The organism is Psychrobacter sp. M17(2026), from assembly GCF_055699815.1.
Map to the genome: position 1 here is coordinate 1,031,098 of NZ_CM146741.1, position 25,443 is coordinate 1,056,540.

General features: G+C 43.1%; 15 protein-coding genes, 2 tRNA genes and 1 pseudogene. 11 read left to right on the forward strand and 7 right to left on the reverse strand.

Annotated features, from left to right (window positions below; genetic code table 11):
* Window positions 1-6 precede the first annotated feature (6 nt).
* The 5 genes from ACR63T_RS04390 to ACR63T_RS04410 all read right to left on the reverse strand — a co-directional run bounded on the left by ACR63T_RS04390 (window position 7) and on the right by ACR63T_RS04410 (window position 6,092).
* Window positions 7-2,688, reverse strand: a complete 2,682-nt coding sequence (locus ACR63T_RS04390) for a DEAD/DEAH box helicase (RefSeq protein WP_472784890.1) — start codon at window positions 2,686-2,688, stop codon at window positions 7-9.
* 3 nt (window positions 2,689-2,691) lie between these two features.
* Window positions 2,692-4,227, reverse strand: a complete 1,536-nt coding sequence (locus ACR63T_RS04395) for a site-specific DNA-methyltransferase (RefSeq protein WP_472784891.1) — start codon at window positions 4,225-4,227, stop codon at window positions 2,692-2,694.
* Window positions 4,228-4,559: 332 nt separating this feature from the next.
* Window positions 4,560-5,588: a D-cysteine desulfhydrase family protein gene (locus ACR63T_RS04400; RefSeq protein WP_472784892.1), complete on the reverse strand. Its 1,029-nt coding sequence runs from the start codon at window positions 5,586-5,588 to the stop codon at window positions 4,560-4,562.
* A gap of 290 nt (window positions 5,589-5,878) precedes the next feature.
* Window positions 5,879-5,955: transfer RNA gene (locus tag ACR63T_RS04405), tRNA-Asp, on the reverse strand.
* A 61-nt stretch (window positions 5,956-6,016) separates the two neighbouring features.
* A tRNA-Val gene (locus ACR63T_RS04410) sits at window positions 6,017-6,092 on the reverse strand.
* Between the two features lie 341 nt (window positions 6,093-6,433).
* On the opposite strand from ACR63T_RS04410, the gene ACR63T_RS04415 reads away from it, so the two are divergent.
* From ACR63T_RS04415 to ACR63T_RS04445, 7 genes and pseudogenes are all read left to right on the forward strand, one after another.
* Window positions 6,434-7,987: a cardiolipin synthase gene (locus ACR63T_RS04415; protein WP_472784893.1), complete on the forward strand. Its 1,554-nt coding sequence runs from the start codon at window positions 6,434-6,436 to the stop codon at window positions 7,985-7,987.
* Between the two features lie 69 nt (window positions 7,988-8,056).
* Entirely contained in the window at window positions 8,057-9,553 is a 1,497-nt protein-coding gene (locus tag ACR63T_RS04420; RefSeq protein ID WP_472784894.1) for a tetratricopeptide repeat protein, read from the forward strand.
* Window positions 9,554-9,681: 128 nt separating this feature from the next.
* Window positions 9,682-11,274 carry a 3-deoxy-D-manno-octulosonic acid transferase gene (locus tag ACR63T_RS04425; protein ID WP_472784895.1) on the forward strand — a complete coding sequence of 531 codons (1,593 nt, stop codon included), beginning with the start codon at window positions 9,682-9,684 and terminating at the stop codon, window positions 11,272-11,274.
* A 1-nt stretch (window position 11,275) separates the two neighbouring features.
* Complete coding sequence (locus ACR63T_RS04430) at window positions 11,276-12,016, forward strand: 16S rRNA (uracil(1498)-N(3))-methyltransferase (protein WP_472784896.1); 741 nt, start codon at window positions 11,276-11,278, stop codon at window positions 12,014-12,016.
* 237 nt (window positions 12,017-12,253) lie between these two features.
* Window positions 12,254-13,389, forward strand: a pseudogene (locus ACR63T_RS04435) (extracellular solute-binding protein).
* Window positions 13,390-13,459: 70 nt separating this feature from the next.
* Window positions 13,460-15,145 (forward strand): ABC transporter permease, encoded by a 1,686-nt coding sequence (locus ACR63T_RS04440; RefSeq protein ID WP_472784897.1) that lies wholly within the window; start codon window positions 13,460-13,462, stop codon window positions 15,143-15,145.
* A 66-nt stretch (window positions 15,146-15,211) separates the two neighbouring features.
* Window positions 15,212-16,525, forward strand: coding sequence for an ABC transporter ATP-binding protein (locus ACR63T_RS04445; RefSeq protein ID WP_472784898.1), 1,314 nt, complete (start codon window positions 15,212-15,214; stop codon window positions 16,523-16,525).
* A 44-nt stretch (window positions 16,526-16,569) separates the two neighbouring features.
* On the opposite strand, the gene ACR63T_RS04450 is transcribed toward ACR63T_RS04445, so the two are convergent.
* Together ACR63T_RS04450 and ACR63T_RS04455 are read right to left on the reverse strand one after the other, a co-directional pair.
* Complete coding sequence (locus tag ACR63T_RS04450) at window positions 16,570-17,445, reverse strand: methyltransferase domain-containing protein (protein ID WP_472784899.1); 876 nt, start codon at window positions 17,443-17,445, stop codon at window positions 16,570-16,572.
* Window positions 17,446-17,500: 55 nt separating this feature from the next.
* Window positions 17,501-17,779 carry a hypothetical protein gene (locus ACR63T_RS04455; protein ID WP_305899870.1) on the reverse strand — a complete coding sequence of 93 codons (279 nt, stop codon included), beginning with the start codon at window positions 17,777-17,779 and terminating at the stop codon, window positions 17,501-17,503.
* Window positions 17,780-18,095: 316 nt separating this feature from the next.
* On the opposite strand from ACR63T_RS04455, the gene ACR63T_RS04460 reads away from it, so the two are divergent.
* The 4 genes from ACR63T_RS04460 (at window position 18,096) to rarD (ending at window position 25,441) form a co-directional block, all read left to right on the forward strand.
* Window positions 18,096-19,805, forward strand: a complete 1,710-nt coding sequence (locus ACR63T_RS04460; protein ID WP_472784900.1) for an alpha/beta hydrolase family protein — start codon at window positions 18,096-18,098, stop codon at window positions 19,803-19,805.
* A 467-nt stretch (window positions 19,806-20,272) separates the two neighbouring features.
* Window positions 20,273-23,104, forward strand: a complete 2,832-nt coding sequence (gene gyrA, locus ACR63T_RS04465; protein WP_472784901.1) for a DNA gyrase subunit A — start codon at window positions 20,273-20,275, stop codon at window positions 23,102-23,104.
* Window positions 23,105-23,459: 355 nt separating this feature from the next.
* Window positions 23,460-24,128 carry a glutathione S-transferase gene (locus ACR63T_RS04470; protein ID WP_472784902.1) on the forward strand — a complete coding sequence of 223 codons (669 nt, stop codon included), beginning with the start codon at window positions 23,460-23,462 and terminating at the stop codon, window positions 24,126-24,128.
* A 242-nt stretch (window positions 24,129-24,370) separates the two neighbouring features.
* Window positions 24,371-25,441, forward strand: a complete 1,071-nt coding sequence (gene rarD / locus ACR63T_RS04475) for an EamA family transporter RarD (RefSeq protein WP_305899874.1) — start codon at window positions 24,371-24,373, stop codon at window positions 25,439-25,441.
* Window positions 25,442-25,443 lie beyond the last annotated feature (2 nt).

A 25,443-nucleotide genomic window follows, 5' to 3' on the forward strand; every position in this document is an offset into this window, starting at 1 on the left:
GTTATTTTACCTGATAGCTTTTAATAGCTGTTGCTCTACGTCTTGACCTTTATCATCTTTTTTCACCGCCATTAAGAATAAGCATTGACCCTGGCTATGACTTGCCCAAAGTTCGCCTACCATACGTTTCTCTGCTGAATCATCATTGGTTTCGTAAGGCTTACCTTTATATTCCACCACCAAGATACGACCGTCCTGCAATTCAACGATAAAATCAGGATAAAAGTTGGTATGCGCCAGTGGTAAGCTAAACGATGCTTCTCCTCGTCTAACTAGATTTCTTACCCAATGTTTTACTTGAGGTAATAGATCGATAGTCTGAGCGCAATCAAACTCTTCACCTGAAGATTTCATATCCTCAATTTGAGGATAATATTGTTTATCAAAATTATAAATCCCTGAATAATAAGGTGGTCGCGTTGGATAATTATCTGCTTTAAATTCGTAACTAAAGTCATAAGTTGTGAGTACGTCAGCGTCGCTTGCAAATAATGTTTGCTGATATCCTTTAGTCATTGCTTGCTGTCTATATGCAGATACTAACTCCTGTATAGAACGAGCAAGGGGGTATTTACTACGTATGAGTGTGGTCAATGTAAGCGACGGTATTTGCAATAATTGGTTGATTACCTTAGTTAAGAAACTCGTCATTTCACGCTGAGTGACATCACTTTGACGACATTCATGGTCTAGCCAGCCTATAAGCTCATCTTGGGTTACTTCGGTATGCGCAAGGTTTAGATTTAGAGTTTGTGACTCATGAGCAAGGTTATATTTAACTTTTTTGCCTTCTACATCGACTAGAAAGCTTTTTGTTTCCTCGTGAGGCTGATAGTCGAGCTTAGCTGGATAATCTAATAGACTCCAACCTGATACATCCAAGAACACTTCTTTCTCAACCAGTTCAAGCTCACCCTGAACCATGACACACAATCTTGGTAGCGGGGCAAACTTCACTCCGTTCTCTGCTGGTGACAAAGCGGCATGTACACTAAGGTTATGCCTATCAACTGAAGTCTCAATCTCTTTTTTATTTTCAACGGCCACTTTGGTAATGGCTTTTTTCAACGGCTCTGAGACTTTACCCGTAACCGTGACCACTTGGCGACCATCTACCTCAGAGATCTTAATGCTACTGCGTTCTTCTTCTGATAACTCGGTAGTATCTATCGTATCCTGCACCTCAACCATCAGAGAAGGTGGTGTCAACTTAGGTTTCAAGTTTACAGCGTCATCTTTATCTATCTGACCAAATAAATCACCTTGATTGGCATCTTGTTGCCTAAGAAACGTGGCTACTTCTAACTCTTCAAAACCCATTGAGATAAGTTTATCTGTCAGCTCCTTTGCTGCTTGTGCCAAACTTGTGGTGGCCAAATGGGCATAAGCTCTATTTAGGTCTTCTATCACGCGGCGCTTTGCATAAGGCATCCGCAATACACGCCCCAATAGCTGCTCAGCATCTTTGCTAGAGGACACCTGTTTAACTGAACAAAACACATAAGCGAATGAGCAATCCCAGCCTTCTTTCAAAGCTTCTATGGTAATGATGTACTCGATAGGACAGTTAGGGTCAAAAAGATCGATACCATCTAGCTCTCGCTGTGATCCTGTTGCGACTGCAATTTTATCCTCAGTAATGCCATGATCTTCAATGAGACACTTTTTGAGTACTTCAACCGTTACCTTGCCGTTCTTATTCTCTGCCTGTAGTAGGACGATAGGACGTATATAGTCGATATCTTTTTGTGCCTTGATCTCCAATCTAGCGCGGGTTAATACCGCATCACGTACCGCTTCTTCCCAGCCATTAATATGCTCGGTCAAAATAATAGGGAGTTTTATCATCTCTTCAGCTTTGAGCTGCGCCGCTGAGACATGATATAAGATATTGCTACCATTGGTCGTTGATGTATTAGGAGTAGCAGTAAACTCAATAATAGCCGCAGGATGCACGCGCTTTAGAGTATCAAAGGTTAATGACGTCCTAGCATTATGGGCTTCATCAACGATGACTAAAGGGTTGTACAGCGCCAATAGGTTGGCAAAAGAGTACTTTATCTTACCAATATCATTGACGGTCAAACCGTTTTCGGAAACATCATCTTCACTGACGGTCTCAAGCTTGTCATAAAAGGGATGCTGACGACTCAGTTTGGCAAAATGCGGTTCAAAGTCTTCGTGATACTGATAGACCTTGCGATCAGACGTTTTAGTAACACGTAAATTGGCAATGGTAGAGACGACTATGATTGTTTTATTGCCAATATCCTGCGCACGGATTTGATTGACATCAGCGATATCGTACACACTGACTTGATTGGCAAAAGCGCGGTTTAGATGATCAGTATAGTCTGGGTTGCTCTTGAGCGCTGAAACGGTCTGCTGCTGAATGGTAGTAGTCGGTACTAGCCATAATACAATGGGGAAATCTTGCGATAGATAATGAGTCGCCGCTGTAGAGACCGCATAAGCACCTAATACAGTTTTGCCGCCACCTGTCGGAATGCGAATACATACATAAGGCGTATCAACGAAAGAGTAAGCACGATAAGGAATTTCTACAAAATTATTATCCTGTAATGTCTGCTGAAATGCTGTGTCAATGTCACCATCCATACGACAACGCTTGAAAAAACGGGTAAGAGTATTAAGCGCTTCTTGCTGGTATTCTTTTAATTCAAACATCGCTTATCTTCCTTTCACATCGTATGGTATTTGCTTAAATATAATATTTTCACTCTTCAATCGAGCGTCTCCCATACATCTCCTCTCACCATAGATGACTTTTTGACCATTTTCTGGATCTTCAGGGTGAGGTGGCAGTATGGCTAGCACTTTTGATGTAAGTACGTTACCACCGTCAGGACGTTTGTCACCTAAAATACCGTTATAAAGTAGGTAGTAAGCAATACCATTATGCACACCAAGTAGCGGGGACTTCGCTGACTGCTGTAGCGATTGCCTAGTATCGCCATACCAAATGTGGGAAGCCAGCGCATCAAAGCTGATACCTTCTCTTAAAGAGCCGTTTTCATTAAAGATGACTTCACCTAAGCGGTAGAATTTGAAGCCACTACCACCTGTCCAGTTGACGTCTTCTGAAATACCACCTTGCTCACCATCGACTACTTTTTTTAGCCTTGGTTGGCAATGAGTGACTGCATGATCCCCAAGCTCAATACCAATGAACTTACGGTTCATTTTCATAGCAACAGCGGCAGTTGTGCCAGATCCAAGGAATGAATCTAAAATAAGATCATTAGGCTTTGTGGCGAGATCTAAAACTCTTTTTATCAATCTTTCAGGTTTTGGAGTTGTAAAAGCATCCTCCTTATCAAACACTTTCACCTCTTCTCGCGCTTCATGATTATGACCTGCATCGCTATGTAACCAAATGGTAGATGAGGGTGTACCTGAACTTTTAAGTTCGCTCAAGAAAGTTTTTCTGGATGGAGCTGCATCACCTTTTACTCCAAACCATATTTCATCGTTTTCGTCCATTTTTTTCAGAGTCGATTCTGGAAACCTCGGTGATGTCCCAGCTGGTGGAGTCCATATGTATCCGTTTTTAAAAGTATATGAAAACGCTGCTTCTTTTTCAGATCCTTTTCTTTTTGCATATAAAGGAGTTGATTTCCAAACGCCTTTAGGATGATTATCAGGATTTTTATATCTATTATTCATAGCCTCAGTTCTTTCTAAGGGATAAGGTCTCCATTCTTCTTTGTTTTTGGCATAGATTAATAAATGATCATGACTATCTGATAACCACTTGGCATCATTAGCGATTGTATATTTTTTCTGCCAAACACTATTAGCGACAAAGTTTTTCCTTCCAAAAATTTCATCACACATCACTTTTAAATAGTGTGATTCAGAATCGTCGAGTGTAATCCAAATAGAACCGTCTTCAGATAGTAGCTGATGCAATAGCTCTAAGCGTGGATAGATCATCGACAGCCATTTGCTGTGCTCTAAATTATCGTCATAGTGTTCAAAGGCGCTTTTGGTGTTATAAGGCGGGTCAATAAAGATGCACTTTACTTTTCCTGAATGCGTAGGAATGAGTGCTTTCAATGCATCGAGGTTGTCGCCTTGAATAAGCATATTGTCAGTATCTGACTCGCCATACGATAATTCTGGCACTAGCTCTACCAAACGATACGGACAGTCACGTGCTGTAGTCAACGCTTGCTCTTTATTCAACCAGTTCAATATAGGCATATCGCCTCACTTCCTTCTTTATTTTTAGCCACGAAAGGCATGTTTAGTGCTTAATATTCTGAGTGGTAATTTATCATATAAGCCAATTACTCTCATCGAAAACAGACGAATTGATAAGACATTTTGGTAGTTTGCTTTAGTAAGGATACTGTAGGCTATTATTAAATATTTTTCATGCTTAATTAGCTTTTAGGCGACATTGATTGTCGTAGAATGATTATCTTTTGGAATAACATATAAAGAGACGCTCAATAATATTACTGAGCGTCTCTTTATAAATAGATTTATCATTTTTTATACATGAGAATGTTATTTTCGCATATGATTCTCAATCAATCCACTTTTGCTACATCCAAATCCCCAGCATAAGCGAATAGGGCAGGCGCGCCGCCCGTATGCCAAAATAGTACGCTATCGCTTTGCTTAATTTGACCTGTACGTATCATATCTATCAGTCCACCCATCGCGCGCCCTGTATAGACAGGATCTAATAATATGCCCTCAGTCTGCGCGGTCATCTCGATAGCTTCATTCTCTAAAGTACCAACCACCCCGTAACCTTCGCCAACGTAATCAGCGTTCAATATCAAATCGCTAGCTGAAAACTCATAATCTGTATCAAGTAGTTTTGCCGTGCTATTTGCCAGTGCGACAATGTGTTTATCAAAAGGCGTTTCATCGCTTTCGCCTTTATCGATATTGATACCAACTATTTTGTACGAGGACTCAAAGATCTTATTGCCTAGCATCAGTCCCGCTTGCGTACCACCTGAGCTTGAGGCAAAGACAATATGAGTAAAGTTTATACCCCTATCTTGACGCTGCATTTCAAGCTCCTTAAATGCCTCAACGAATCCTACCGCGCCAAGCTCGCTTGAGCCACCATAAGGAATGACATAAGGTTTTTTGCCTTCAGATTTCAATTGCTTAACTAGCTCAGGAATATCTTCGCCTTTACGATTAGCGCCTGCCCAGTGAATATGACAGCCAAAGAGTTTATCTAGTAATAGATTGCCTTGCGCCCGTAGCGGCTCCGCGCCGCCTAATACTAGATGACACTCAAGTCCTAAGCTTGCGGCCGCTGCTGCGGTCTGCCGACAATGATTGGACTGCGCAGCCCCTGCGGTAATGATCGTATCGGCACCTTGAGCGAGCGCGGCTCCAAAGATAAACTCAAGCTTACGGGTTTTATTACCGCCTAGCGCCAGTCCCGTATTATCATCGCGTTTCATATAAATCTTAGGGCCGCCTAGTGTCTGACTTAGTTTGGTCAGCTCTATGAGAGGCGTTGGGAAAAACCCTAAAGACTGTCTGGGTAGGCTTGCCATAGTTGATAAGCTTAAAGAGTTTGTATTTGTCATATGTTATCCGTCTATATAAAGCAGCGTTAAGACTGTACTGAGCTGGCGCGTTAATGTTGTAGACTATTAATCCTCATCAAAATCATCATTAGCTTCAATTCGATTATTAATAACATTGCCGCTTATTGCATCGACTTTCATATTGTGTAGCTCATCATATATTTTAAATTTTATGACTATCTATTCACTATAACAGCTTACCAAAATTCAGACACAAAAAAACCCCAAACAAGCTAATGTTTGAGGTTGAAACTTTGCTTAAACTTAAAAAGTTAACTAAGTTTTAAATATGGCGCAGCGGACGGGACTCGAACCCGCGACCCCCGGCGTGACAGGCCGGTATTCTAACCAACTGAACTACCGCTGCTAAGGTCGTACTAGCTTTTGTCCTTTCTTTTATAAGAAGATAAGACCCACTTGCTAATAAGTGGTGGGTGATGACGGATTCGAACCGCCGACATTCTGCGTGTAAGGCAGACGCTCTACCAACTGAGCTAATCACCCTTGCTGTGGGTGTGTATTATATACATCTAATTGCGCCTGTCAAATATTATTTCATCGATTACCAAAATATTTTGCGTTATGCCTTATGAGATAACTACAAGGACTAGCTATTGGCTGCGCAGTCGCCTATTGTACCAATGCCAAAAGCTATTATACTAGCTACTTTGCAAAACTATTATTCTAAAACTATTATCTTAAAAAATAAAAGAATATCTAAAGATAATCGTATTAAATAAAGGGAGACCAATATAGACGCTATAGCTGCTGAACCAACTGCCCCTTGGTCTTGGGTCGATCTTGCAGGATATGGCTGGATATTGCATATCTTAGTGATGATTGTGATGACCCTACGGATTGTCTCAGTACAGCGCAATATCGGGGTGGCGATCGCGTGGATTGCGATGCTCTATACGCTACCAGTGGTAGGCTTGATCGCTTATTTATTATTGGGTGAACCAATGATTGGTCGTCGCTACCGTCAGCGTATGCAGCAGGCACAGCTATTAACTAATGAGATGGCTGTGCGTGAACGTCTGATATTGGATAAAGGTCAGAGCTTACTACCAGATAACTATCGTGGCGTCAGTCGTATTGGTACACGTTGGACGGGCTTTGGGGTTTACCCTGATCATCAGATGCAGCTACTCACCAGCTCGCAAACGATCTTTGAACGTCTGATCATCGATATAGACGAAGCTAAGCGCAGTATCTTAATAGAGTTCTATATTATCTATCCTAAGGGTCAGGTGCTTGAGGTATTAGCCGCTATAGCAGCAGCTGCTCAGCGTGGGGTTGAGTGTCATATTTTAGTCGATAGTGTAGGTAGCTTTAGCTTTTTTAACAGCTCTGAACATAAAGCGTTGGAGCGGGCAGGAGTGCTAGTACATCAGTCGCTGCCCGTTGGGTTATTTAAGACTTTGTTTAAGCGCTCGGACTTACGCAATCATCGCAAAATAGTCGTTATTGACGAAAATATTGGCTATACGGGCAGCTTTAATCTGATTGATCCAAAGTTTTTTAAGCAGGATAAAAAAGTAGGTCAATGGATAGATGTAATGATACGTAGTGTCAGCTATCAGCCGATCAGTATCGCCACCGCGATGGCAAAAGTCGTGGTTACTGATATTGGCGCTGAAAGTAAAAGCAATTTGGATGCGCTACATCAGCGTATGAATACTTATACTCGCAAGCTGTATGTGCTGCCACCGACGATCAATGATATCGATAGACGGATACAAGTGAGTGATGATGCTGATCACTCAGACAGTCAATCGGCTCAGCACTTATCTCACCAATTAGCAACAGGCATGAGTGCTATCGAAATTGCGCCAATGCCAACGGTTCATAATGTCATAGCCCAGCTGATACCCTCTGCGCCGCAAGTGACCGCTCATGTTATCTACAATACTTTAGTGACGCTGATCCATCGTGCTAATAAGCGTATTCAAATCACCACCCCGTATTTCGTACCAGATGAGGCGTTATCAGGAGCGTTAGCCACAGCCGCGAAGCGTGGCTTGGATGTGACCCTTATTATCCCTGAAAAGGTAGATTCGTTCTTAGTTCAGCATGCCTCGCAAGCTTATTATCAAGAGCTGCTTGAGGCAGGAGTCAAGATTGCGCTATTTAAAGGCGGATTGCTGCATGCCAAAATGGTCGTAATCGATGACGACTATTGTCTGTTTGGCACGGTCAATATTGATATGCGTAGCTTTTATCTCAATATGGAGGTCAGCTTAGCCATTTATACCCCTGAGATGGTCGCGCAAATCGCTGATTGCCAGCGCTGTTATCTACAAAACTGTCGCTATCTGAGCTTGAACGAGTGGCAACAGCGTCAGGGCTATCAGCGTCTATTTGATAATATGGTACGTCTGTTTAGTCCGTTATTGTAGCGCTTAGACTTTTGGGTTAAGGTAGTATCGATTGTTGTTATTTTTGATATATATAGATGGGCTTATTTTATGTTCGCTAACGCCACTGTTTCTACTACAAAAACGCCGCTGGATTATATGGCTGAGGGTTATTGGCAGGATTTTTTAGCGCAGCGAGCTATCGCGGGTGGTATTGCTTATGAGCAGCCATTACATGCCTGTCAATTGGATGAATCGCTACTCAGTCTGCAGCGTATCGATATATTACTCAGTCAAATACGACGCGATATCATCAAGTCAGACGAGCTCAATGAGGCAACAGTGTTAGCGGATGAGCGCTATCGTAACCTATTTATATTTTTAGCATTTTATGCAGGCCGAGTATTGGCTGAACAAGGGCGTTATATATCCAATTGGTACAGTCAATTTGAGCTGGCTAAGCGCTATCCCAATTTGCCTATAATAGAGGATGATTTTTATCAGCATATAGCGGTGGTCCATTGTGATAATGCTGAGTCGAATGATAGGGTGCTGAGCGCCTTATTTTTTGCTTTAGAGCCAATAGGACAGCGGCTATTCGGTAATATTGATCGTCAGTTCACAGCTATACAAGGTGGACAAGTGGCAAGTGGTCTATATCAAGCCGTGTTAGAGCGGCTGCCTAAAACAGTAGTCAATGAAAATTTAGAGACTAAAAGTTCAGATGCTAGAAATGTAAATGATAAAAGGTCAGTCAATGATGACTTAAGGGTTAAAGACTCAATTGCTACTATCGATAATAGTGATGATAATGATAATTCGTCTCAGTCAATAGCTAATAAAGCCTTAATTAAAGAGTCCACTATTAGCGAAACAGCTGCAGTTAAATCAAATATTGTCGATCGCGCCAGTAGTGAACCTAGCTTTAAAAAGAGTGCTTCACAACAATTTACGGTTATCACGAACAAACCAGTAACACCGACGCCAGAGATGTTTACCCAGTTATTGGATGAGCTAAACAGCATAGAAGTCGCGCAAACTAATGGCAATGAAGACTATAACCAAGCGTGCAGAACCTTAGATCAGTTCGAGCGTCATATAGCACGGCAAAAAACAGCTCGCAGCGAAGTTGATTTCTCAGATGCGCATCAACAGCAGCGTCAGCAAGCGCTCATCAAATTGCAAGATGCTGCTAGCGTTGGCCATACTGGCGCTATGCTGAGGCTCGCTATGTACGAGCTATTAGGTGAAGGCTTAGTCGCTTCAGTCGCTGATGCTGATAATAATACTGATAAAAAGGCCAGTAAAGAGGCAGGTATTGAGCTGGTTAAGCAAGCGGCTAATGCCAATGACAGTCGCGGACAGCGTCTGCTAAGTCGCCTATACTATCGAGGTTTCGGGGTCACGCAAGATATACAAAGCGGTAGACACTGGCTTGAGCAGGCGGCCAACAACGGTCATAGCGAGGCGGCAACTTTGGTCGCCGAGTGGCAACAAGGACAGACGCTTATCACGACTCGCCAGCAAGAGCAGCACAGTACTAAGCGCTATCAATGGCTTATTATAGCAGTGATAATAGCGGCTATTGCGTTGATTGTTTTTGCATAAAAACTATTGCTATAGTGCGCTACCGTGCTTTATTTTTAAATGTTATCTTTAATTAAAAGAAGCTGTTTTTGCATAACTTCTTTTATTATATCTCTCAATTACTCACACTTATTATTCTGAGCACTGACATGCCGTCCTTTGATCCGCTATCGTCCAAATCTAATGTCAAATCCGAGCCTTTAAATAAATCTCAAGTGAGCCTGCCACCTTGGTACTATCGTTCAGCTATCGCTGTCCTAAAGCCTCTATATCGGCTGCAAGTATGGAGGCGATCCCATCAGCGTGATAATTACCAGCAAGAGGTTGCGCAGCGTTTTGGTAAGCAGTATCCGCCCGCGCCAAAGGCTGACTCTAAAAACAACAGTAATAGAACCATTTGGTGTCATGCGGTCTCTTTAGGCGAGACCAATACCGTAGCGCCGCTACTCGATGCGCTCATGGCGAATGGTTTTACTATTTGGCTGACCAATACTACCCAGACGGGGTTCGCTCGTGGAGCTAGTCGCTTTGCTGATGATATTACAGTAGGGCGACTGAGTCATAGCTATGTGCCCGTTGATAGTCCAGCGGTGATTGAGACATTTTTGGCGCATGTCCAGCCGATCGCGGCGATGTTTGTAGAGACTGAACTGTGGGCAAATATCTTAACCAAGCTCTCAGAGCAGCATATTCCCAGTGTTTTAGTCAATGGACGCCTGTCAGAGGCATCTTTTAAGCGCTATCAAAAGATAGCTAGCGTAAGCGCTAGTATGATGCAAAATCTAACCCTGATTATTGCGCAAGACGAGGAATCAGCCCAGCGCTTTAGTCAGCTTGGCGCGCATAGCTCACAAGTACGTGTTGGCGGCTCGCTAAAGTGGGTGATTAACACCCCAAAAACTGCTAGTTCAAGCACTACTCAAAACGCTAAAGATGATAAAAATCTTAAATCAAGTTCAGATACTAAGAACAAGCCAGATGTTTTTTCAAGCAACGCGCATCGTCCAATTTGGATAGCAGCTAGCACGCATAGTGGCGAGGAGAGAGCGGCTATAGCTTTGCATAAGCAGCTGTTATCGAACCCAGCCCTGAATTTAGCATCGAATCCAGAACTGGCAAATAGCTTATTAATTATTGTACCTCGACATCCTGAACGCTTTGATGAAGTAGCAGAGTTAATTGCATCAGCTAAGCTTACGATGGCACGACGCAGTGTGGATGATACTATTACTGCGCAAACGCAAGTCTATCTAGCCGATACTATGGGCGAGCTGATGCTGTGGTATAGACAAGCAGATGTAGCGCTAGTCGGTGGCTCACTGGTCGATATTGGTGGTCATAATCCAGTGGAGCCAGCCAGTGTCGGCACGCCAATAATAATGGGTCAATACACACAGTCCTGTCAAAATGTGGTCGATAAACTAGCCAGTGTAGGGGCGTTATACCAGCCTAATAATCCATTTTATAAAGCGATTGCTGCCAATGAAAATCCTTTAATTGAATATAACCAAGCGACGAAAAACGAACCTTTGATCGCTGCAACAAATCAAGGCGATACTGATCCTATGGTGCTCATTTATTTGCAATTACAGAGTTGGCTGAGTCATTCAGAGCAAGCTCGCCGCGCAGGTCGATCAGGCGAGCAGCTAACGGCTCAACAGCGCTCAGCGTTGACCAAGCAATTGGCTATGATTGAAGAGGTCATTGAGTCGTCTACGAGCGTCGATCAAGTAAAGAGATAGTATGAACTGTATTTTATTATCCTCTACTGATTTTGTGCAGCACAACGCGGGTTATATGGCGCAGATTACAGCGCCTGCGCAGATTACTCATGTTCATAATATCCTTGGCGCGCAAGTAGGCGATACGCTAAAGATTGGCATGCTTGGTGGCAATCTTGGTACGGCTATTATCGATACTATAACGAACGGTAATATTCAATTGCGAGAAGTCCAGTTAACGATTCCGCCACCTGCTAAGCTCGATGTCACCGTCGTTTTGGCTTTGCCACGTCCTAAAGTACTGCGCCGTCTTATCATGGATATGACCGCGCTTGGCGTGCGCGATATTGTATTAATAAATAGCTATCGAACCCAAAAGAGCTATTGGCAAAGTCCGATGCTCAGCCGTCTTGATGAGTTTGTGCTGGAAGGGCTGCAACAAGGCGTGGATACTATCGCGCCGACTATCATTTTGCAAAAGCGCTTTAAGCCCTTTGTAGAGGATGATCTGCCAGCGTTAATAACAGATCGGGCTATCATCGCACATCCTTATGCACCGCTTTCATTAGCAAACTATTTGCGGCAATCAGTAGAAGAGGCCTTACCGAGTGTGGTGTTTATTGGTAGTGAGGGCGGCTGGATAGATTATGAGATTGAGCTTCTACAAGCGCAAGGTTGCCAAGCGCTCAATATTGGCGCTCGAGTATTAAGAACAGAGGCGGCTGTCAATGTGGTTTTGGGGCAGTGGCTGATACATCGTTAGTTACCAAACAAATATTCGCGTATAAAATCTATTATTTTAATAACGTAATAGGATACTGCTAAAGGCTAATACAAAAGAAGTTATAAGAAGTATTTATAGGTTAAATAAATGTATTGATAATTAATCTCATTTCCATTAGTATACTGTTTTAGTTATTTAACCGCTCTATTGCTATTTATTTTTCGCTATATATGCTGATTTTACTGTAGCTATCATTGCACTATTTTGGAGACTTCCATGCCGTCAAAAACGCTTAACACTTCACTATCCTTAGCTAATCCTGCAAAACTTGGCTTATCTGTTGCTGTATTTAGCTTGATGTTAGGGCTGGCAGGTTGTACTAAGTCAGAAACAGCTGATGCTGACGCGCCAGTAGATAGCACGGTGGCAGTAAGCGACAATGATGCCGCTGTCGCGCCAAGTAGTGATCAAGTGGTTACGATTTACTCATCGCGTAATGAGCAATTGATTAAGCCATTATTAGATAAATATACTGAAGAGACTGGGGTCAAAATTGAGCTAGTTACGGATAAAACAGGCCCGTTAATGGCACGTCTGCAAGCGGAGGGCAAGAACACCCCAGCCGATATGCTGTTGACGGTAGATGCTGGTAACTTATGGCAAGCGGCTGAGCAAGGCTTATTACAGCCCGTAACCTCAAGCGTGCTTGAAGCAAATGTGCTGCCAAATATCGGCTGCCAATATCGTGATCCAAAGGCCAATGGACAGGGCTATCATTACGTGCACGTACTATTCTTTATGATCCTAGTAAAGTTGACGCCTCGCAGTTATCGACTTACGCTGATTTAGCTGATCCCAAGTGGAAAGGTAAGCTGTGCCTGCGCACTTCAAAATCTGTCTATAATCAGTCATTAGTAGCCAGTATGATAGAGAATTTAGGCAGTGATGAAACTGAGCAAGTTATTCGTGGCTGGGTTGATAATTTAGCGACCGATGTGTTTACCGATGATACTAGTTTACTGGAAGCTATTGCCGCAGGTCAGTGTGAAGTTGGTCTTACTAACAGCTATTATTACGGTCGTATCCTTGATGAAAAACCTGATTTCCCAGTACAGATATTCTGGGCCAATCAAGACACTACTGGCACGCACGTCAATATCTCTGGTGCTGGGGTAATTGCCAACTCTGATGATCCAAGCGGCGCGCTAAAATTGATGGAGTGGTTGTCATCCGATGAAGCGCAAGGCATTTATGCCAGCTCAGACAAAGAGTTTCCAGTCAAAGAAGGGGTCGATAAATCAGAGCTACTTAAATCATGGGGCGAGTTCAAACCTGATAATATCAACGTACAAAAATTTGGCTCACTGCAAACTCAAGCGATTCAAATGATGGATAAAGCAGGATATAAATAATAACTGTTGAGTATTCATAAAAAAGCACTATTGATAGCTAAAACGGTAATAATTAGATGATTAAAGCTTTATGGTAACGGTATCAAAAACAGCTGATTATGGCTCTGATGATAATAATAATGATGACAACGCGATCTCTGCAGGCCGCGTTGTTAGTCGAGACCATACCATTATTCGCCGTGTACTATCCAAATCAGTCTTAGGACTGATTTCGTTGTTTATGCTCATACCGATTATTATCGTGCTATTTTCTTGGACGCAGCCAGTTGCTGATATTTGGCAACACATGGCAGATTACGTACTGCCACAAGTACTCAAAAACACCGCCATATTGCTATTAATGGTGACTGTCATCTCCGGTACTATCGGTACGGCGTTGGCGTGGATTACCAGTATGTACCGCTTCCCAGGACAGCGGTTTTTTTCTTGGGCGCTGATGTTGCCCTTAGCGATGCCTGCTTATGTCCTAGCCTTTGTCACTATTGGCATCGTTGACTTTAGCGGCCCGCTGCAAACAGGGCTGCGTGATTTAGGTATTAGCACCGCTATTCCTTCCGTGCGTAATATTTGGGGCGCAGGCTTAGTGCTATCGCTTGCTTTTTATCCTTATGTGTACTTGCTGGCACGTCAAGCATTTTTATCGCAAGGTCGCCGAGCAATTGAAGCAGGGCAGATGCTAGGGTTGAGTCGTAGCCGGGTGTTTTTTCGTTTAGCACTACCGCAGGCGCTACCTTGGATTTTGGGTGGCTTATTGCTTGCCACTATGGAGACTCTAGCGGACTTTGGTGCGGTGTCGGTGTTCAATGTGGATACTTTTACCACTGCTATTTATAAAGCTTGGTTTGGCTTTTTTAGTCTAACGACTGCTGCGCAATTAGCTGCGTTACTTATTGGGATGGTCTTTATCGTAGTACTGTTTGAGCAGTATTGGCAAGCTCGTCGCGGGCAAGCTATCACTCAAGGTAGCAATCGTCGTTTTGAGAGTAGCAAAAGCGCTAAATTTGCGATGAGCCTGCTCTGTGCTAGCGTATTTCTCACTGCTTTTTTAATACCGTTTTTACAACTGGTCTACTGGACGGTGCTGAACTACAAGCAAGATTTTGATGCGCGCTATATAGACTTTGTAATCAATAGTTTACTGATAGCGAGTATGACTACCTTACTTATTGCCGTGTTAGCCGTTATTATTGCTTGGGTGAAACGTCAATATCCTGATAAAAGCACTAAGCTGATGACCACTTTTGCCACGTTAGGCTATGTGGTACCTGGTACAGTATTGGCGGTAGGGGTTTTTATTCCTATCGCTTGGTTAGATAATCAACTCATCGCTTTCGGCATCACCTCTCAGCAAGTTTTATCTGGTAGCGTAGTAGTGATGTTGTTAGCTTTATCAACGCGCTTTATGACGGTAAGCTTTCAGCCTGTCGATCGGCAATTGCAACGTTTAACGATCAATCAAGAGGCCGCAGCTAAACTGCTTAGTGCCAGCCCTGTGCAACGTTGGCGACAAGTGGTATTACCGGTGCTCAGTCCGGGAGTATTAACAGCATTATTAATGGGCTTTGTCGAAGTAATGAAAGAGATGCCGATTACCCTGATGACCCGACGCCAAGGCTGGGATACTTTAGCTGTGCGAGTATTCGAGATGACTAGTGAAGGCATGTGGGAACGCGCGGCACTGCCTAGTCTGTTGATTGTCGTGGTTGGTCTGATTCCTGTATGGATATTGCTGCGCCAAAGCGATAAAACCAGCTAATAACAGACAATTTTTGCCCTTAGCAAGTTTAAGATTTACTCTATTTATAGCCTATTGGTGACGTTTATGACTACCGAATCAGTTTACAACTTAGCCGACCAGCCAGCCTTAAATAAGGATTTGGTTGAGGTGCGCCTTGATAATAAAGGGCAGCCGTTAGTAGCTTCGCAACAGATGCAACAGATGCAACAGCCACCAGTCTCTAAACCGCTCAATCACATCCGTGACGCTGCGGAGCACTATATTCCCAATAAGCCTTATCTTGCTGTACAAGATCTAATCGTTGGTTATGATGATACTACGGTGGTCAAAGGTTTATCGTTATCCTTGCAACAAGGCGAGATCGGTTGTTTTTTGGGGTATAGCGGTTGTGGAAAAACCACAGCGCTACGAGCGATAGCAGGCCTTGAGCAGTCGCGTCAGGGTATGATTAGTCTTAATGAACAACGTTTGACTGAGCAGACCAAAAGCACCTCATTTACAGTAGCGCCTGCCAATCGTGGTATGGGTATGGTGTTTCAAGACTATGCGCTGTTTGGTCATTTAAGTGTCGCCAAAAACATTGGTTTTGGTCTTAGTAAATGGTCTGCCAGCGACAAAAAAGCGCGCGTGGCTGAAATGCTAGAATTAGTGGGCTTAGCTGAGCATGCCAATAAGCGTCCAGCTGAGTTATCTGGCGGTCAGCAGCAGCGGGTGGCTTTAGCGCGGGCGCTCGCACCCAAGCCTAAATTATTATTATTGGATGAGCCGTTCTCGAACCTTGATGTCGTATTGCGCGAGTCATTGGCTATGAGTGTACGCGATATTCTAAAGCGTACTAATACTACGGCAATTTTGGTCACCCACGATCAAAATGAAGCTTTTGCCTTAGCGGATAAAGTTGGCGTGATGCATAATGGCAAACTGGTACAGTGGGCCACTCCAAGCGAGCTTTATCATGAGCCGATTAGTCCTTTCGTCGCTGAGTTCGTCGGTGAAGGCGCGATGATAGATGGCATCATTCAAGAAGGTCATGTCGAGACCATATTAGGCGATATTTATCGACCGATGGAGGTCTACGACTCATTAGGACGGCCACAGTATTGCGAATACGACTATCCTAATGGTACTGCGATTAAAGTACTAGTTCGTCCTGATGATATCATTCATGATGATGATAGCACTCAGACTGCGCTTGTGATCGGGCGCGTATTTCGCGGTGCAAACTATCTATACCGTTTGCAATTAGAGGATGGGCAGACCGTATTATCGCAAGTGCCCAGCCATCATAATCATGCGGTGGGCACGCATATCGGTATCTTGCCTATGCTTGAGCACGTTGTCGTCTTTGATGAGAAGAACATCAATGCTACGACTTGGTCAGATTACAATAAGGCTTAGCCTAAGCTTTAAGCTGCCTGATAAAAGCTATCTGATAAGAACCCTTAGCGAGTCGCTAGAATATGCAAATAGCGACCCAGTTGCTTAAAGGGTTCTTGACGCGAGTAGCGCAGCTCCATCCGAATCACTTCCTCGGGCACGTTGTGACCACCGCGTTTGAGTGGCGCGTAATCGTGAAATACTCGCAGACCACTCTCTAACGCTATATTATAGCGATGGTCAGCAAGCCAATGCTCAACCTCAAGCTTAGCGACAGGATGGTTGGGCGTGAGGCTTATTTTATTATCCGCTTGATAGCCGTCTGCACTAAGCAAGCTATCAAGCAGATTAAAATTACCCATAATCAAGTTACGATACTCAAAACTCGCAGGATTATAAAAGCATAAAGATAATGCGCCAGTAGGCGTGAGCTGACTATCAAAAAAGTCCATAATCTCAGCAGGTTTCGCCAGCCACTCTAATAGCGCATGACAGAGTATCAAATCAAATTTTTCTAGCGGTTTATTATTTGGGTCAGCTGCTAATGTCTTTGCAAGTTCTTGATAAGGGCAGACAATCCATTTTATTTCACCAAATGCATTCACCTCACAATCATTTGTATCTACTGCCAATTGCTTAAAGCTTGCTTGCGCTTTAGTTAGCATATTAGCTGAGATATCATTAACCACGACGTTATGACCTTGTGTTGCCAGCTCTATAGCAATCTGTGCTAGACCTGCACCGACATCTAAAACACGTAGGGGACGACCTAAAACCTTAGTCAACTCATCTACATACTCAAAAATATCACGACGCAATACCGCCAGTCGAATATCTCCTTTGAGACCACCATAGACCTTTTTTTCAAAATGATCCGCTACGTCATCAAAGCTACGATCGACCCGTGGCTCTTGCTCTGCCATCTGTGTGCTATCACTCATAGTTATTTCTTATTTTTACTTTTTTTAAAATATTTTTGACTCATGCTAAATTACTTCAGTTCCGTGGTCGTCTTAGCACCCATTTGAACACCAATTTTGAGAGTAGGATGACCACAAACACGACGATAAAGAACACCCAAATACCTGTACCTACTAGGTTATCTCGATAGGTCATAGCCAGATAAGTGGAGAGTACTATAGCGACTAACAGAGAACCCCAACGTATCAAGGGCAAAACTTGAGATTTATAACTGGGGAAAGCGAGCGCATAGTCGCTTGAAAAGCTATACAACACCATAGCTAGCACCCAAACGATTGCAAGAATAATATCCATGATAAATGTCAGCCTTTATAGGAGTAGCATCGCAAAGCTTTTGGATGCCAAAATTAATATTTATGAGTCAACAGTGTAACCAACAAAAATTATTTGTCTAGATAAAGATGAACCATCACTTTATAAGCTTATCGAAATTAATTTGACTTCTACTGACAGATTTTAAAGTAGCTTTTTACAATCGTTTACGGTATAAACAGTAAGGTATGAGCAACAATGTCAGATAAATATCAACTGTTATATCAATTAGCTAGTATCTATTTTTTGACCGCCGATATAACCTACTTCTACTTATTGACTGCTAAGGATAGCACTAATGACCATATCTCAAGATAAAGCTCAGCCAACATTGAGCACTCCCTTGTCTGCCGCTATTCACTCAAAAAAGACGCCAACGATGACTCGTGGTTTATTGTCCGTAGCGGTGGTTAGTAGTTTATTGCTAGTCGGTTGTGGCGATGACGATGATAATACCACGATCAACTATCTTACTACGGTTCAGACCGTCAGTGCTTTTAATCAAGCGCAGATAGATAGTGCAGGTTTTGGTTTGTCGGCTACTGCGACACCTAAAGCGAAATGCGATATTAAAATAGAAAAAGTTAGTTATCCAACGGTAGGGGCTGTAGGTGAGCGCACTAATGCGACAGCTGCTATTATGCTACCTAGTGGCAACAGCGCCGACTGCAAGGGTGATCGTCCTGTTCTGCTCTATGCACATGGTACGACGACTGATAAAGGCTATGACTTTAGCCAAGTAGGCAATGCCAATAACTCAGCAGCCAGTGAGGCAAACTTAATAGCTGCAAACTTTGCTGCGCAAGGGTATATTGTCGTTGCGCCTAACTATGCAGGTTATGACAGCTCTGATTTAGGCTATCACCCTTATTTAGTCGCTGAACAGCAATCAGCTGATATGGTCGACGCTCTCAATAGTGCTCGTACTATTATCTCTGAGCAGCAGCAAACCAATAACGTTAACTATACGGCTATTAATGATTCAGGTCAGTTATTTATTAGTGGCTATTCGCAAGGCGGTCACGTGGCTATGGCAACTGCTAGAGCGCTTGAAGCACAAGGAAAAACGGTAACTGCGATTGCCCCCTTATCAGGTCCTTATGCGTTATCAGCATTTGGTGATGCGATCTTCACAGGTAACGTCAATATCGGTGCGACACGTTTTGCGCCACTACTAGCTACTGGTCTAAATAAAGCTTATGGCAATATTTATAACAGCACTACAGAGATATTTAGTCCTCAATATGCTAATACTCAATTGCCAAGCTCGTTAAGTTTTGCGCAGTTAGTGGCTGCAGGACAATTGCCCGATAATGCGTTGTTTCAAGGAAAGCCTACTGGTAATGCTGTACTTGATCAATTACCTGCCAGTGAGCTACCTTTCGCGTTTTTAGGATTTGCAGCAGATAAATACTTAATCAAAACCGATTTTCGTGCCGCTTACGTGGCAGATGCCTTGCAAAATCCTGATAGTTTGATAGCCAAAACAGGCGTTCTTCCAGCCCAAAATCCACAAAATAACTTACGTAAAGCATTAAAAGCTAATGATTTACGTGGTTATGTACCTAAGATGCCAACGCTTATATGTGGTGGTAGCCAAGATCCAACCGTATTTTATGATCTAAATACAGGATCAATGTCAGCCATTATCAATGGGGTCAGTCAACAGAATCCAGCTGCTAATATCAATGTTACAGTGTTAGATGTTGATACCAGAGACGAGCGAGGAGCTGTTAGCTCAACGGTTAGTGCTATGAGCAATCCATGGATGAGTACTGCCACAACGGATACTATTCAAAAGCGTTTCGCTGCTACTTTGACAGCGGTACAAAATAAAGCTATTGCAGATGCACAAGCTGCTGGGGTTACCAATCCAGCTCTATTGCAACAAGCTGCTGGCGCTGCAGTGTTAGGTAGCTATCATGGTGGCTTAGTAAGTGCGTCCTGTACTGAAGCTACTCGTCAGTTCTTCGATCAAAACTTTGTCAATGTGGTTACTCCAGCCTAAGAAATTCGACATTCTATATTGATTTCTAAATAGTTAGCTATTGATGATTGATTAATAATTCAATAACGATCAAAAAACTGCACTCATAAAAGTGCAGTTTTTTGATGGATTATCCCTATAAGAAAACTATAACGCTAAGATAATCTACCTCGCCAATAAACACTCAAAATGGCTTTCAAAAATAGACTGATTTAGCTTAGTTTAATAGCATCTAAATGCCCCTAAATAGGCAACTTTGTGCTAAAATACACTTTGTTTTTTAGTCCCTTTTCTATTAAAAATAGCATCTTTATATTTCTCTAGTTTTGCCTCTAAAGTAGTGCTTTTTATGATGTATATATGAATACAGACTGCGCATTTTGCAGCAGTATTGATTGATTACCATAAGCGCGCTATAGCTGGCTATGAAAAGTTAGCTACAATCTTTAAGGCGAACATTAGAGCTGAAGATGAATAACGGAGTGTATATGAGCGACTCGATCAGTCCTATTGCCATCGTAGATGAGTTAAAGCAGTCCTATCTGGATTATGCGATGAGCGTGATCGTCTCGCGCGCGCTACCTGATGTGCGTGATGGCTTCAAGCCTGTGCATCGCCGCGTGATGTATGCGATGCATGTCTTATCAAACGACTATAATAAAGCCTACAAGAAGTCAGCGCGTGTGGTTGGCGATGTCATTGGTAAATATCATCCGCATGGTGATAGTGCCGTCTATGATGCTATCGTGCGTATGGCGCAGGACTTCAGTCTTCGCTACCCAATGGTCGACGGTCAAGGTAACTTTGGCTCAATCGATGATGATCCACCAGCCGCGATGCGTTATACCGAAGTGCGCATGACCAAGCTGACCCACCAGATGCTCGCTGATTTGGATAAAGACACCGTCGACTGGGAAGACAACTACGATGGTTCTGAGCGCATGCCAAGCGTATTGCCAGCGCGAGTTCCTAATCTATTGGTCAACGGTGCAACAGGCATCGCGGTCGGTATGGCGACCAATATGGCGCCGCATAACTTGACCGAAGTGGTTAATGCTTGCTTGGCCTATGCGCACAATCCGCAGATATCAAGCGATGAGCTGATGACGCATATTTCAGGCCCTGACTTTCCGACAGGCGGTATTATTTATGGCCGCGCGGGCATTCAAGACGCTTACCGTACGGGTAAAGGCCGTCTGCATATCCGTGGTCGCTATCATATCGAGCCGATGACGGACACGGGCGTCAACCGTGATCGTGAGCGTATTGTATTTACCGAAGTACCTTATCAGTCTAATAAAGCCAAGATGATTGAGCGTATTGCTGAGCTGGTACGCGACAAAAAAATCGAAGGTATCAGTGAAATACGCGATGAGTCTGATAAAGACGGTATGCGTATCGCTATTGATCTTCGTCGCGGTGAGACTGCGGAAGTTATCGTCAATAACTTATTCTTGCAAACGCCGCTTGAGTCCAGCTTTAGTATCAATATGGTGGCGCTCGATAATGGTCAGCCAAAGCTATTAACTTTGCGTCAGCTGATTGCCGCGTTTGTCCGCCATCGTCAAGAAGTCGTCACCCGTCGTACTATTTATGAGCTGAATAAAGCCCGTGTCCGTGGGCATTTGCTCGAAGGTCTAACGGTTGCTTTGGCCAATATCGATGAGATTATCGCTGCTATTAAAGCCTCAGCTAGTCGCGGTGAAGCTCGTGAGAGCTTATTAAACAATACTTGGGGTTCAGGTAGCGTAGTGGCTATGCTAAAAGCGGCTGGTAGCCAATCAGTACGTCCTGATTATATCGAAGGCGAAGACCCTAAAGCACCGTTTGGTTTGATTGTGCATGAAGACGCATCTAAGCAAAGCTATCGTTTATCGCTCGATCAGGTCAATGCCATCTTAGAGATGCAATTGCATCGCTTGACGGGTCTTGAGCAAGACAAATTAACCGAAGAATACCAAGACCTACTACGTGAGATTGCTAACCTTGAGTCTATCTTAGGCGATTTTGACAAGTTGATGACTATTATTTCCAATGAGATGATTGAGATTCGTGACAATTTTGGTGATGAACGTCGTACTGATATTATCGATTCACGTACCGATTTTAGCCGTGAAGATTTGATTCCTGAACAAACGGTAGTCATGACCGTATCGCGGACGGGCTATGCCAAAACCCAGCCAATTGATGATTATGTCGCACAAAAACGTGGTGGTAAAGGCAAGTCTGCGACCGCGATGAAAGAAGATGACGTCATCGATCATTTAATCGTGACCTCAACGCATTCAACCGTGCTGTGTTTCACCGATACGGGTCGCGTCTTTAGTTTACGTGGTTTTGAAGTGCCGATTGCCAGTCGCGGCGCACGTGGTCGACCCTTAGTGAATCTTATTGGTTTGACGGGTGATGAAACGGTCACCACTATCTTACCAATCCCCAAAATGGTAGAAGAATTATCTAGCAAAAATGAAGTAGCTTTAATAGATAGCGATTTGGTAAGCGATGACGAATCACTAGAAGATAGTAATGCCGCTGAGCCGCCTTTTGTTTTCTTTGCAACGGCCAATGGTACGGTCAAACGTGTTGAGCTCAAGCAGTTTGCTAATATTCGCTCTAATGGCCTGATTGCCGTCGGACTTGAAGAAGGCGATAAGTTAGTCAGCGCTCGTATCACTGATGGTAGCCAAGAAGTTATGCTGTTCGCCTCAAGCGGTAAAGCTATTCGCTTTAATGAGACGGATGCTCGCGCTATGGGACGTACCGCCAAAGGGGTACGTGGTATGCGTCTTGCTAGTGATGAATTCATTAAATCATTAGTAGTTATCGAAGATGATGTCCATGAAATCCTAATCGCTTGTGAAAAAGGCTTTGGTAAACGCACCTTTGTTGATGAGTTCAATACTCAGCATCGCGGCGGCGGTGGGGTTATCGCTATCAAGACCAGCGAGCGTAATGGCGCACTCGTTCGTGCCACTAAGGTTGATCCTGAAGATGATATTATCCTGATATCAGATAAAGGTACGCTAGTACGTACACCTGTTGAGCATGTGGCCAGCTCGGGTCGTAATACTCAAGGGGTGACCTTGATTCGTCTATCAAAAGATGAGAAGCTGGTCGCTATGGCGAGAGTTGAGCATGAAGAGGGCGATGATGACGCTTTGATTGATGCGATGAAAGAGGACGGTACATTTGCGGTTGAGGGTCAAGAGCAAGCAGAGGTAGACGCTGCGGCTAATGCTGGCATAGATGAAGTCGATAACGCGGATATCAGTGAAACTATTGATATTGCTAACGATTATAATCCACAAGATGACTCTTGATGTTAGACACTTGACTAGGCTTATAGAGTCAGTCTGATCTTCAGCAAATGATCTAAAACCTCTCAGTAAAAACCTCTAACATCACTGTTAGAGGTTTTTATTTTTTTGCTTATGCCATTGTCAATGGCTCTGACATTTTCTGTCGATTTTTACTAGTATTCAAAATGAGAACATGTCTTAATATTATTTTTATATACGGTATTAATGGTGATAGTAATAAGCTACTATTGTTTATCTGCCTTTATACAATGATTATTTATAGTGATACAAACTTTGCAGCGATGCTGAGCTTTGCGGTAATTTTAAGCTTTACGGTAATTTTAAGCTTTGCAGTAATTCTAAGTTAGGATAAGTCATGTTACATTTGCATCATTTAGAAAACTCACGCTCATTTCGTATTTTATGGCTATTAGAAGAGCTGAAAATAGATTATGAGCTGACTCGTTATAAACGTACTAAAGCCTATTTGGCACCTGATAGCCTAAAGAAGGTTCATCCGCTAGGGCATGCACCGATATTAGAGGTTGACGGTCGCTGTTTGCTTGAGTCTGGTTTTATTATTGAATACCTGCTCAAGCATTATGACGAACAGCAACGGTTTAAGCCTGCTGATAACGATGAGCTTGCTTGGGAGTATTATACTTTTTGGCTGCATTATTCAGAGGCTAAAGCGATGCCGCCTTTGGTCATACGCTTAGTCTTTAATAAGATTGTGGACAGAACGCCTTTTCTTATTAAGCCTGCCGTCAAATTTATGCGCAGAAGAGTCGAAAAAAGTTATATTGCTGACAATATCTTAGCTATGTTGGCACTCATAGAGCAGCATCTAGCAGACAATCTATGGTTTGCAGGAGAGAGCTTTAGCGCTGCTGACATTCAGATGTATTTTGTGGCTGTTGCTGCCAAGTCTCGTACACCGCTAGGTAGTGGCGATTATATTAATGTCATGAATTGGCTCAAACGTTGTCAGCAGCGCACAGCCTTTAAGCGCGCTGAAAAAAAGGGTGGTCACATAACTCTTTAATATATTACTCTCTAAAACTAAAAATTCTAGTTTATATAAAAGAGACGGGTTACTGCTGTTTTAATCGTTTCTCTTTTAATCATCTTATTGTAAATCTAGTTTACTAAGTCTTAAAGTTCTAAAAAAAAGCCTTTGACATTATCGTTGGAGGCTTTTGTAATTTTTGCTTTATTTATAAATCCAAAATATTCTTATATCTCTTAGCGGTATTTTTTGTCAGTTCAATTTGTAAGGCCTTTGTTATGCTCACTTCTAACCAAACTATGCAGGGCACTGTCGCATCAGTAGCATCGAGTTTTTTATTCGCGCTGATGTTTTTATTCGGCCTATTTATGCAGCCATTATCTGGTACACAAGTTGCCTCGTGGCGCGTACTGATTATGCTGATTAGTATTATGCTGTTAGTCAGTGTCACTAAGCAGTGGCAACATGTTTTTAGTTATCTAAAGACCCTAAAAACACCAAAAGAATGGTTATGGTTTATTTTGCCGACACCGATTTTAGGGGGACAGATTTGGTTATTTATGTGGGGGCCAGTCAATGATTTTGCTCTAGATGTGACTTTGGGCTATTTTTTATTGCCGCTGGTGATGATTATAGTGGGACGATTTTTTTATAAAGAGCCGGTTAGCGTGTTTCAGTGGATCGCTGTATTTTTTGCCGCGCTAGGGATAGGCTATGACATCTTTCAATATGGGCACATCTCCTGGGTGACGTTATTTGTTTGCTTGGGCTATCCGCCTTATTATTTGATGCGTCGAAAGCTTGCTGTGCCGCCTATCACAGGCTTGCTATCAGATTTGATATTGCTAACACCGATAGTTATTATCGTGCTTTTTGTAAGCGGCGGTATCAGTTTGGCCGTGCAAAATGCCAAATTGTGGTATCTGCTGCCGCTGCTTGGTGCTTTTAGTGCCATTGCTATGTCGCTGACGATGGTTGCCAGTCGTAAGCTGCCCGTGTCTTTATTTGGCGCGCTAAGCTATGTCGAGCCTATGCTGCTCTTTGTATTCTCGATCACTATTTTGAGTCAGAACCTCGATGAGGGTGGCTCTTTATTTATGTATGCCATGATTATGCTAGCGCTGTTTATTATGGTTGCTGATAGTGCATTAGGCTATGTTAATAACAAGCGTGAGAATCGTCTGCAAGGTTACCATGAGCCACAGATTAACAGCTTCCCGCTACATCGTCGTCTCAAAAATCACCGTATCGAGGGCATATTAGTTGCGCGACGCTTTCGTAAAATTAGACGCTATCAATCTAAGATTAATAAAATGAATCGCAAAATTGACCAGTTGCATTCCAAGTAACC

What these genes read in the sequence shown, in the direction of transcription:
- ACR63T_RS04445 (WP_472784898.1), top strand. Translation starts at nt 15,212, where the DNA reads ATGACTACCGAATCAGTTTACAACTTAGCCGACCAGCCAGCCTTAAAT.
- ACR63T_RS04420 (WP_472784894.1), top strand. Translation starts at nt 8,057, where the DNA reads ATGTTCGCTAACGCCACTGTTTCTACTACAAAAACGCCGCTGGATTAT.
- ACR63T_RS04395 (WP_472784891.1), bottom strand. Translation starts at nt 4,227, where the DNA reads ATGCCTATATTGAACTGGTTGAATAAAGAGCAAGCGTTGACTACAGCA.
- ACR63T_RS04390 (WP_472784890.1), bottom strand. Translation starts at nt 2,688, where the DNA reads ATGTTTGAATTAAAAGAATACCAGCAAGAAGCGCTTAATACTCTTACC.
- ACR63T_RS04415 (WP_472784893.1), top strand. Translation starts at nt 6,434, where the DNA reads ATGACCCTACGGATTGTCTCAGTACAGCGCAATATCGGGGTGGCGATC.
- rarD (WP_305899874.1), top strand. Translation starts at nt 24,371, where the DNA reads ATGCTCACTTCTAACCAAACTATGCAGGGCACTGTCGCATCAGTAGCA.
- gyrA (WP_472784901.1), top strand. Translation starts at nt 20,273, where the DNA reads ATGAGCGACTCGATCAGTCCTATTGCCATCGTAGATGAGTTAAAGCAG.
- ACR63T_RS04450 (WP_472784899.1), bottom strand. Translation starts at nt 17,445, where the DNA reads ATGAGTGATAGCACACAGATGGCAGAGCAAGAGCCACGGGTCGATCGT.
- ACR63T_RS04425 (WP_472784895.1), top strand. Translation starts at nt 9,682, where the DNA reads ATGCCGTCCTTTGATCCGCTATCGTCCAAATCTAATGTCAAATCCGAG.
- ACR63T_RS04455 (WP_305899870.1), bottom strand. Translation starts at nt 17,779, where the DNA reads ATGGATATTATTCTTGCAATCGTTTGGGTGCTAGCTATGGTGTTGTAT.
- ACR63T_RS04460 (WP_472784900.1), top strand. Translation starts at nt 18,096, where the DNA reads ATGACCATATCTCAAGATAAAGCTCAGCCAACATTGAGCACTCCCTTG.
- ACR63T_RS04470 (WP_472784902.1), top strand. Translation starts at nt 23,460, where the DNA reads ATGTTACATTTGCATCATTTAGAAAACTCACGCTCATTTCGTATTTTA.
- ACR63T_RS04430 (WP_472784896.1), top strand. Translation starts at nt 11,276, where the DNA reads ATGAACTGTATTTTATTATCCTCTACTGATTTTGTGCAGCACAACGCG.
- ACR63T_RS04440 (WP_472784897.1), top strand. Translation starts at nt 13,460, where the DNA reads ATGGTAACGGTATCAAAAACAGCTGATTATGGCTCTGATGATAATAAT.
- ACR63T_RS04400 (WP_472784892.1), bottom strand. Translation starts at nt 5,588, where the DNA reads ATGACAAATACAAACTCTTTAAGCTTATCAACTATGGCAAGCCTACCC.